At 70.6% G+C, this 9,895-nt stretch carries 10 protein-coding genes; 6 read left to right on the top strand and 4 right to left on the bottom strand.

Annotated features, from left to right (window positions below; genetic code table 11):
* Positions 1-361: 361 nt before the first annotated feature.
* From D5S19_RS01275 to hrcA, 3 genes are read right to left on the bottom strand one after another with little or no spacing between them, the layout of a single operon-like run.
* Entirely contained in the window at positions 362-1,114 is a 753-nt protein-coding gene (locus tag D5S19_RS01275) for a 16S rRNA (uracil(1498)-N(3))-methyltransferase (RefSeq protein WP_120021487.1), read from the bottom strand.
* A 2-nt stretch (positions 1,115-1,116) separates the two neighbouring features.
* Positions 1,117-2,277: a molecular chaperone DnaJ gene (gene dnaJ, locus D5S19_RS01270; RefSeq protein ID WP_120021486.1), complete on the bottom strand. Its 1,161-nt coding sequence runs from the start codon at positions 2,275-2,277 to the stop codon at positions 1,117-1,119.
* Between the two features lie 41 nt (positions 2,278-2,318).
* Entirely contained in the window at positions 2,319-3,344 is a 1,026-nt protein-coding gene (hrcA, locus tag D5S19_RS01265; RefSeq protein WP_120021488.1) for a heat-inducible transcriptional repressor HrcA, read from the bottom strand.
* A 126-nt stretch (positions 3,345-3,470) separates the two neighbouring features.
* Here hrcA and D5S19_RS01260 point away from each other — a divergent pair, with 126 nt between their 5' ends.
* From D5S19_RS01260 to D5S19_RS01245, 4 genes are read left to right on the top strand one after another with little or no spacing between them, the layout of a single operon-like run.
* A complete protein-coding gene (locus D5S19_RS01260; RefSeq protein WP_233573653.1) occupies positions 3,471-4,004 on the top strand; it encodes a YbaB/EbfC family nucleoid-associated protein in 534 nt (177 codons plus the stop codon).
* 3 nt (positions 4,005-4,007) lie between these two features.
* Positions 4,008-4,331, top strand: a complete 324-nt coding sequence (locus D5S19_RS01255; RefSeq protein WP_120021484.1) for a type VII secretion target — start codon at positions 4,008-4,010, stop codon at positions 4,329-4,331.
* On the top strand, positions 4,328-5,500 hold the full coding sequence (locus D5S19_RS01250) for a PPE domain-containing protein (RefSeq protein ID WP_120021483.1): 1,173 nt from the start codon (positions 4,328-4,330) through the stop codon (positions 5,498-5,500). Before D5S19_RS01255 ends, D5S19_RS01250 begins: the two co-directional genes overlap by 4 nt.
* Positions 5,497-6,003: a hypothetical protein gene (locus D5S19_RS01245; protein WP_120021482.1), complete on the top strand. Its 507-nt coding sequence runs from the start codon at positions 5,497-5,499 to the stop codon at positions 6,001-6,003. Before D5S19_RS01250 ends, D5S19_RS01245 begins: the two co-directional genes overlap by 4 nt.
* Before the next feature lie 39 nt (positions 6,004-6,042).
* On the opposite strand, the gene D5S19_RS01240 is transcribed toward D5S19_RS01245, so the two are convergent.
* Complete coding sequence (locus D5S19_RS01240) at positions 6,043-7,539, bottom strand: CoA-acylating methylmalonate-semialdehyde dehydrogenase (RefSeq protein WP_120021481.1); 1,497 nt, start codon at positions 7,537-7,539, stop codon at positions 6,043-6,045.
* A gap of 139 nt (positions 7,540-7,678) precedes the next feature.
* Between D5S19_RS01240 and D5S19_RS01235 the strand changes: the two genes are divergently transcribed.
* Positions 7,679-9,334, top strand: coding sequence for a PucR family transcriptional regulator (locus D5S19_RS01235; RefSeq protein ID WP_120021480.1), 1,656 nt, complete (start codon positions 7,679-7,681; stop codon positions 9,332-9,334).
* Between the two features lie 27 nt (positions 9,335-9,361).
* Positions 9,362-9,733, top strand: a complete 372-nt coding sequence (locus tag D5S19_RS01230; RefSeq protein WP_120021479.1) for an SSI family serine proteinase inhibitor — start codon at positions 9,362-9,364, stop codon at positions 9,731-9,733.
* Positions 9,734-9,895 lie beyond the last annotated feature (162 nt).

Raw genomic sequence — 9,895 nt, 5'->3', positions numbered from 1 at the left:
ACCGCCCCGTCAGGAGCCGCAGCTCACCCCCCTACGCCCCCACCGCCCCGTGGGGGCTCCGGGGGCTCGGCCCCCGGACAACACGCGACACCCCCACCGGCGAAGGAGCGAAGCTCCGAAGACGCCGCGGCGGGGTGGAGCCTGGGGGTCGCCCCACCGCGCCGCGGCTCCGCCGGACCGAGGGGGAGGTGCCCGGCGGGGTCTCGGATACGCGCGTTGAGGTTGCCCACCCAGTGGCGCGCCGAAACCTCGACGTTGTGCGCGTTGCCGTGGAGCGTAGCCGTCCCGGACCGGCCGGCGCCATGTTCCGGCCGGGTTTTCGTCCGTTCGTCATGCTTCCGGGGCCACCGGGCGGATTCGGTCAGTGCCAGCGGGTGGTGAGGGCGCCCAGCGCGCCCAGGGCGACCGCGGCGGCGGTGGAGGTGCGCAGCACGGTGTGGCCGAGCCGGACGGGGGTGGCGCCGACGGCTTCGAGGGCGGCGAGTTCGCCGTCGGTGATGCCGCCTTCCGGGCCGACGATCAGGAGCAGATCGCCGCCTGCCGGCAGGGTTTGCGCGGTCAGCTGGGTGCCGGCCGCGGATTCGAGGACGTAGGTGGCCGACATGGTGGCGGCGAGTTGGGCGAGTTCGGCGGTGCTGACCGGTTCGGCGACCGCGGGCAGGTGTGCGCGGCGGGCCTGTTTGGCCGCGGAGCGGGCGGTGGCACGCCAGCGTCCGAGGGCTTTGCCGCCGCGTGGCCCGTCGTCCCAGCGGGCCACGCTGCGGGCGGCTCGCCAGGGCACCACGGCATCCGCACCGGCCTCGGTGGCCAGCTCGACGGCCAGCTCCCCGCGGTCGCCCTTGGCCAGCGCCTGCGCCACGTGCACGCGCAGCGCCGGGGGTTCCTCGGTCCAGTGTTCGAGCACGGTGAGGGTGAGCGCGGCATCCCGCCCACTCTGGACCGCAGCCACGGCGCAGCGCGCCATGGCACCGGCACCGTCGGACAGCACGAGCTGCTCCCCCGTGCGCAATCGGCGCACGGTGGCCGCGTGCCGGGCTTCCTCACCTTCGAGCAGCGTGGTGCCCGACACCGGGACGTCGGGGGCGAGGAAGACCGGCAGCGTGGTGTCCGGCACGGTCAGCGATTCTTGGCGCGCAGCTTGGAGAACAGCCCGCCGTGCCGGCCGTTGGCGGCGAGCGTGGGCACTTCCTCACCGCGGGTGCGGGCCAGCTCGACGAGCAGCTCGCGCTGGGCCTCGTCGAGTTTGGTGGGCACCACGACGTCGATGTGCACGTGCAGATCGCCGCGGCCGTCGACGCGGCCGGACGAACGCAGCCGGGGCATGCCCTTGCCGGTGAGCACGAGTTCGGTGGCCGGCTGGGTGCCTGCTTCGATGTCCAGCTCGTAGTCGCCGTCGACCAGGGTGGCGATGGGGACCGTCGCGCCGAGCGCCGCGGTGGTCACCGGGATGCGGAAGTTGCAGTGCAGCTCGTTGCCCTCGCGGACGAACACCTCGTGCGGGGTCTCGTCGATCTCCACGTACAGGTCTCCCGCGGGGCCGCCGCCGGGGCCGACCTCGCCCTGCCCGGACAGCCGGATCCGCATTCCGTCGCCGACGCCCGGCGGGATCTTCGCGGTGACGTTGCGCCGCGCGCGGACCCGCCCGTCGCCGCCGCACTGGCGGCACGGGTCCGGGATGACCTCGCCGAAGCCACGGCAGACCGGGCACACCCGGGCGGTGACGACCTGGCCGAGGAAGGACCGCTGCACCGACTGCACCTCACCGGCACCGCCGCAGGTGTCGCAGGTCTTGGTGCCGGTGCCGTCGGCAGCGCCCGCGCCGCGGCACAGATCACAGACCACCGCGGTGTCCACGGCGATCTCGCGGTCCACGCCGAGGGCGCACTCCTCAAGAGTCAGCCCGAGCCGGATCAGCGCGTCGGAACCGGGCTGCACGCGGCTGCGCGGACCACGCCCGCGACCACCGCCCCCGCCCGCCGCGCCGAAGAAGGCGTCCATGATGTCGCCGAGCCCGCCGAATCCGGCGAACGGGTCGCCGCTCCCGCCCCCGCGCGCGCCGGAGTCCATCGGATCGCCGCCGAGGTCGACGATCTTGCGCTTCTGCGGGTCGGAGAGCACCTCGTAGGCGGTGGTGACCTCGCCGAAGCGGTGCTGGGCGTCCTCCGACGGGTTCACGTCCGGGTGCAGCTCGCGGGCCAGCTTGCGGTACGCGCGCTTGATCTCCTGATCGCTCGCGTTCTTGGCCACCCCGAGGATCCCGTAGTAGTCCCTCGCCACGTTGCTTGCCTTCTCCTTCGTCTTTCCGCACTGGCCGCCGGTCAGCGGCCGGACAGGATCTGCCCCACGTAGTTGGCGACCGCGCGGACCGCCGCGATGGTGCCGGGGTAGTCCATCCTGGTCGGCCCGACGACGCCCATCCCCCCGAGCAGCATGTCGTCCCGGCCGTAGCCGATCGACACGACCGAGGTGCTGCGCATCTGCTCGTCCTCATTTTCCTCGCCGATGCGCACGGTGACCGCACCGGGGTTGCGTGCCGCCGCGAGCAGCTTGAGCACCACGACCTGTTCCTCGAGTGCCTCCAGCACCTGGCGCAGCGAACCCGGGAAGTCCGCGACGTTGCGGGTGAGGTTCGCGGTGCCGCCGAGCACGATCCGTTCCTCCGGGTGCTCGGCCATGGTCTCCACCAGCGCCGTGCAGATCCGGATCAGCGGGTCGCGCAGCTCCGCGGGCGCCCCGTCGGGCAGCTCGGCCACGTTGACCGCGGCCTCGGTGAGCCGCCGCCCGGTGAGGGCGCCGTTGAGCACCGTGCGCAGCCGCAGCACAGCCTCCTCGGTGATCACGTCGCCGAGGTCGACGGTGCGCTGGTCGACCCGGCCGGAGTCGGTGATCAGCACGAGCATCAGCCGGGCCGGAGTGAGCGGGACGATCTCCAGGTGGCGCACCACGGTGTTGGTCAGCATCGGGTACTGCACCACCGCGACCTGCCTGGTGAGCTGCGCGAGCAGCCGCACCGAGCGGCGCAGCACGTCGTCGAGGTCGGTGCCGGAGTCCAGGAAGCTGGTGATGGCCCGCCGCTCGGCCCCCGAGAGCGGTTTGACCTCGGACAACCGGTCGACGAACAGCCGGTAGCCCTTGTCCGTGGGGATCCGCCCGGCACTGGTGTGCGGCTGGGCGATGTAGCCCTCCTCCTCCAGCACCGCCATGTCGTTGCGCACGGTCGCGCTGGACACCCCGAGGTTGTGCCGCTCGACGATCGACTTCGACGCGACCGGCTCCTGGTTGGAGACGTAGTCGGCGACGATCGCACGCAGCACGTCGAAGCGTCGTTCATCGGTGTTCGCCACCCGCACCTCCTCCTGGTCGTCACGGTCGCTCACGACAAGTTTACGGAAACCCCGGGTGCGGCGTACCCAACCCGTCCCCTCGGCTCCGCCAGGCTCCGGTAATCGAGGGGTAAACAACGATCAAGAATGGTGGACCGGACGAAAAATACTGCGGTTGCCAAGGGAACCGGCACCCGGTTTGCTGCCTCCCAGAGAAACCGTGTCCCCCATCCGAAAGCAGTTTCCCCCATGGACGCACAGGAATCCGAAATCGCCGAAATCGGACGACGCGCCGCGGAAGCGCAGGAACGCCTCAAACACGTCGCCGCGACCGCGTCGAGCACGGACGGCGCGGTCACCCTCACCGTGAACACCGCAGGTGCGCTGCAGAAACTCGACTTCGGCGCCTCCGCGGACGAGATGCCGCGCGCCGCACTGGCCGCGGCGGTACTCGCCACCGCACGCCGTGCGCAGGTCCGGGCGGCCGAGCAGCTCAGCGACATCATGGCGCCGGTCATCGGCGAGCACAGCGAAGCGATGAAATTCCTTGAAGAACAGATTCCGAAACCGGATGAATCGGAAGAAGAGGCGGACTCCGCAGACACCCGTCCGCGATTCCGTGCGAGACCGGCCACGGACGACGACTACTTCGACAACGGCCCGCTGCTGAGGAGGGACTGACCGGTGCCCGACGGATACCAGGTCCACCTGGGCTCGCTGCAGCAGCACCGCGGCGACGTGCAGGACATCGCCAAGGGCGTGCACACCGCCGCCTCGGCCTGTGCCGCGGGCCAGGCGGTGGGCGATCTCTCGTTCGGCCTCGTCGGACAGCCGTTCGCGCAAGTCATGGAGCTGTTCACCGGTTCGGCCGAGGTCTTCATCGGCCTGGTCGCGACGGCGGCCGACGATCTCGCCGACCGGTTGCAGACCGCGCACGCGGCGTACGACACCCGCGAGCAGCACGCCACCAGTGCCATCGACGGGGCCGGAAAGGAGATCCCGGCATGACCGGCAACCCGCTGGTCGCGACGGCCGAATCGCCGTCCGGCGCGATGACCGGCATGGGGTCTTCGGACCACGAGCTGGACAATCTGAACGCGCAGACGTCGGGCGCCGGGATCTTCAGCGACGTCGCGTCGACGATCACCGACGCCCGCGCCGGGGACTGGGGCAACCTCGCCCTCGACGCGGTCACCGACGGCCTGGACCTGCTCGGCGCGGCAATGGACCCGCTCGGCACGCTCGCCGCCGCGGGGGTGGGCTGGCTGATCGAGCACATCAGCTTCCTCAAGGAGGGGCTGGACAAGCTCGCCGGCAGCCCGGAGGCGGTCACCGCCAAGGCCACGACCTGGGCGAACATCGCGAAGCAACTCGACGAGAGCGCCGGCCGGTACCAGCAGGCCGCGGCGCAGGTCCGGCCGGACTTCCAGGGCCGAGGCGGCTCGGCCTACCAAGTCACCGCCGCGGGGTACGTCGCCACGTTGAAGGGGGCGTCGGTCCAGGCCAAGGGCACGTCGACGGGGATGCAGATCGCGGCCGCCCTGGTCGGTACCGAACGCGGCATCGTCCGCGACATGATCTCGTCCTTCGTGGGCGAGCTGATCGTCAAAGGACTGGCCGCGCTCGCGGCGTCCTGGTGCACGTTCGGCGGGACGATCGCGGCGTTCATCGCCGACACGGTGGTCGAGGGCGGCATTCTCGCGGAGAAGATCTCCGGCAGGATCGCGAAGGTGGTCGAACAGCTGGACAAGCTCGCGCAGAAGGCGGGCAAGGCGAAAGGCGCGATCGAGGACGCGTCGAACGCCCTGAAGAAGATCGGCAAGGGAGCGGACAAGCTGACCGACAAGGGCGTCGACGTCGCGGCGAACGCCGAGCAGAAGGGGCTCGACGCCAAGAGCGCCGCGCGGGATGCGGGTCGGTCGCATGTGGACGAGTCCGTTTCGGACAAAGCCGAGCGCTGGAAGGACTCCGCGGGCACGAAGCCGCCAGACAGCGTGTCGCAGTACGCGGAACCGAACCGGAGCGCGCTCAACCTGGGAAAGTGGAAGGAGGCGGACGGCGAAGCGCCCCGGTGGAACCGCGCGGACACGACCGGGGTGATCACCGAGGGACGGCGTCAGGAGAACGACCGGGCGCACGAGTCCGCTGCGCAGGCGGGCGAAGGCGAGCCGAAGTGACCCAGCCTGCTGATCCGGCCGAGGTGGCCGCAGCGAATCTCGACGGGCGGCTGCACCCGTCACAACGGCCGTTGCTGATCGGCTGGTGGTTCTGGGTCCGGCTCGGGATCGCCGCCGTTTTCCTGCTCCTGCTGATCATCCTGCCGTTGACGACCGGCGTACTCGACACTGCACGCCGGGGAAGCACCCTGGCTGCCGCGCCGTTCGTGATCCTGCTGATCGTCGCGTGCGTCGTGAGCTGTGTGCGGTCGTATCAGAACCTCAGCCGGCCACTGCAGGTGATCACCGGCTGGACGCACAACTTCGAGAAGGACGGGTTGTCGCACACGTACCCCATCTGCGTGCGGCACTACTTCGCCCGCGTCTCCCATTGGGAACTGGTGGCGGGCGGGAAGACCTACGACATCTCGCAGGCGTGGTTCGAACGGCTCCAGCCGGACCGCGCCAACACCGTCGTGCTCATCCCGCGCAGCAAGATCGTCGTGAACGCCTTTCCCGCCTGATCCGGAGGTGCCCCAGTGCGGGACCGGGGCACCGGCGGGTCAGGAGTTCTTCGGGAAGCCCAGGTTGATCCCCGTGTGCGAGGTGTCCGGCCAGCGGGAGGTGACCACCTTCGTACGGGTGAAGAAGTGGAAGCCCTCCGGGCCGTAGGCGTGGCTGTCGCCGAACAGGGAGTCCTTCCAGCCGCCGAAGGAGTAGTAGCCGACCGGGACCGGGATCGGCACGTTGACGCCGACCATGCCGACCTCGACCTCACTCTGGAAGCGGCGGGCTGCCCGGCCGTCGCCGGTGAAGATCGCGGTGCCGTTGCCGTACGGGTTGGCGGCGATCAGTGCCAGCGCGTCGTCGAAGCCGGCGCTGCGGGCGACGGACAGGACCGGGCCGAAGATCTCGTCGGTGTAGACCGACATGTCCGGGCGGACGCGGTCGAACAGGGTCGGGCCGAGCCAGAAGCCGCCCTCCCCGCCCGCGGCCTGCACGTTCCGGCCGTCGACGACCAGCTCCGCGCCCTCGGCCACGCCGGCGTCCACATAGGACGAAACCCGCTCGTGGTGCGCGCGGGTGACCAGCGGCCCCATTTCGGAGGCGGGATCACGGCCGTCCCCGACGCGCAGCCCGTGCATCCGTTCGGCGATCTTCGCGACGAGTTCGTCGCCGATCGGGTCGACCGCGACCACCACCGACACCGCCATGCACCGTTCGCCCGCCGAGCCGAATCCGGCCGAGACCGCGGCGTCGGCGGCCTGGTCGAGGTCGGCGTCGGCCAGCACGACCATGTGGTTCTTCGCGCCGCCGAGAGCCTGTACCCGCTTGCCGTTGCGGGTGCCGGTTTCGTAGACGTAGCGCGCGATCGGCGTGGAACCGACGAAGGAAATCGCCTTCACGTCCGGGTGCTCCAGCAGGCCGTCCACCGCGACCTTGTCGCCGTGCAGCACGTTGAACGCCCCGTCCGGCAGCCCGGCCTCGGCGAACACCTCGGCCAGGAACACCGCCGCCGACGGATCCTTTTCGCTCGGCTTGAGCACCACGGTGTTCCCGCACGCCAACGCGTTCGGCACGAACCACAGCGGCACCATCGCCGGGAAGTTGAACGGCGAGATCACCCCGACCACGCCGAGGGGCTGCGCCATCGAGTAGACGTCCACATTGGTCGAAGCGTTCTCGCTGAAGCCGCCCTTGAGCATCTGCGCCGCGCCACAGGCGTATTCGACGTTCTCGATCCCGCGGGCGATCTCCCCCGCCGCGTCGGACTCGACCTTGCCGTGCTCACTGGTGATGATCTTGGCCAGCTCGTCCTTGCGGGCCTGCAGCAGCTCGCGGACCTTGAACAGCACCCGGGTCCGCCCGGCAAGCGAGGTCCCCCGCCAGCCCGGCAGCGCGGCCGAGGCGGCGGCCACCGCCCGCGCCACCTCCGCGTCCCCTGCGAAGTCCACCTGTGCGCGGACCTGCCCGGTCGCCGGGTCGAATACGTCGCCGGTGCGCCCGGCCGTGCCCGGCACCGGCTTTCCGTCGATCCAGTGGCTGATGCGGTCGGTCACGACGTCCGCTCCTTCTCCTCGGGAATGCCTCCGAGTCTCCGGGCGTACGGCACGCGCGCGCCATCCGCAACGTGTACGGACTCCCCCGCGCGGCCGTACAGTCTGTGCCTGCCGGTCGGAAAGGAGACCCGAGGACCCGATGTACCCGACGATCGCCGAGGTGCTCGCGCTGCCCGCACTCCGAGGCGGCAACCCGCGCGTGGTTGCCGGCAACACCGGGCTGGACCGTCCGGTGCGCTGGGCGCATGTGGCGGAGATCGCCGAGATCGCGCCGCTGCTGCGTGGCGGCGAGCTGGTGCTGACCACCGGGGTCGCGCTACCCGACGACGGCGCGTCTCTGGCCCGTTACGTCGCCGACCTCGCCCAGGTCGGCGCCGCGGGGGTGATCGTGGAGCTGGTGCGGCATTGGAACGACCGGCTGCCGCGCGCCCTGGTCACCGCCGCCGAGGAGTGCGGTCTGCCGCTGATCACGCTCTCCCGCGAGACGCGCTACGTCGCGGTGACCGAGGCGGTCAACGGGATGATCGTCGACGCCCAGGTCGCCGAACTGCGCGCGGCCGAACGAGTGCACGAAACGTTCACTTCGCTCACCGTCTCGGGCGCCGAGCCGGAAGTCGTGCTGCGCGAGGTGGCGCGGCTGACGGAGCACCCGGTCGTACTGGAGACGCTTGACCACGAAGTCCTCGCCTACGACACCGCCGGCTCCGACCCTGGCGAGTTGCTGACCGGATGGCCCGGCCGTTCACGCGTGGTGCAGGTCGGCGAGCGCACCGGCTACCACCCGGGCTCAGGCTGGCTGGTGACCGTGGTCGGCGCACGTGGGCACGACTGGGGACGGCTGATCCTCGTGTGCACGGAAAGCCCCGAAGAACCCCCTCACCGGCACCGTGTGGTCGCCGAACGGGCGGCGTCGGCGCTGGCCGTGTACAGACTCGTCGCACGGGATTCCGAGACGCTCGAACGGCACGCGCACCGCGCGGTACTGACGGAGCTGATCGCTTCGCCGACGCCGTCTGCGGAAATCCTCGCGCGTGCGTCGGCGCTCGCCGTGCCGTTGACCGCGCGACGGTTGGTCGGAGTGGCCGTACGTCCGCGGATCGCTGCCACAGCACAGCAATCGCTCTCTACGCCGCCTTTGCTGCGTGAGCTGTCCGAAGCGATCGCACTGGCCGCGCGGCGAGCGAAGGTGTCCGCACTCGTGGCAGCGGACGACATGGCTGTACGCGCGCTGCTGTCACTGTCCCCCGAAGCCCATGTCGACGCCGTACTGAGCCGCTTGGCCGCCGACATCCACGACGCTCGGGCCAGCGCCCCCGCCGTGGTCGGCGTCGGCACGGTCGTGACGGCGCCTGCGGAAGCACATCGCACGCTGGTGGAGGCCGCGCAGGTCGCCGCAGCAGCTCTCGACGAAGGCGCCGAACGGCCGTTTCACCGACTCAAAGACGTACGGCTGCGCGGGCTGCTGCACCTGTTGGCAAGCGACGAGCGAGTCAGCGCCTTCGCCGCGCGCGAGCTGGAACCACTGCTACAGCGCGACGCAGCGTCCGGCAGCCGGCTGGTCACTGCGTTGCGGCATTACTGCGAGCAGGGCGGCAACAAGTCCGCCGCCGCAGCCGCCGCGCATACGTCGCGTACGGCGTACTACCAGCAGCTGGCCCGGATCGAACAGGTACTCAGCGTGCGACTGGAAGATCCGGAGTCGATGCTGTCACTGTACGTAGCGCTGCTTGCCCATGATCTGACCGCGACCACACGTCCGAGGGAGAAAAGCCACCGGGAAGAGGGGCACAGTTGAGGGGTCCGGCCTGCCGATAGCCGTTCCATGGTGTTTTCTACCTTCGCCCCGATCGCCGCCTGCCTGCTCGGGCTCAGCAGCCTGACCGCACCGCCGCAGCCCGCGTCGAGCCTCGAACTGAGCCTGCACGAGACCTCCGGCCGGGTCGCCACCGCCTCCCTGACCTGCGAGCCCACCGGCGGCACCCACCTGCACCGCGACACCGCCTGCGCCACCCTCGCCCAGGTGCACGGCGACCTGGCCAAGATCAAGCCCCGGCAGCAGAAGTGCACGATGATCTACTCCCCGGTGGACGTCACCGCGACCGGCGCCTGGCAGGGCAAGCCGGTGACCTTCCGCGCCACCTACCCGAACAAGTGCGCGGCGGACAGCCAATCCGACGGCGTGTTCGCGTTCTGACCGCGGGGCCGGGCCGGGTGCTCCGGCCCGGCTGGCTGTGAAGGGATGTCTTCACGGACTCTCAGGCCAGGGTTCCGGCAAAGTCGGTGTAGAGGTCTGTGAAGGGACCCTTCACGGACTCTGAGTCTGTGAAGGGTCCCTTCACAGACCCGAAACCGGTCC

The sequence above is a fragment of the Amycolatopsis panacis genome (genome assembly GCF_003600245.1).
Lineage (GTDB): Bacteria > Actinomycetota > Actinomycetes > Mycobacteriales > Pseudonocardiaceae > Amycolatopsis > Amycolatopsis sulphurea.
This window is presented reverse-complemented; position numbering and strand designations above follow the sequence as displayed.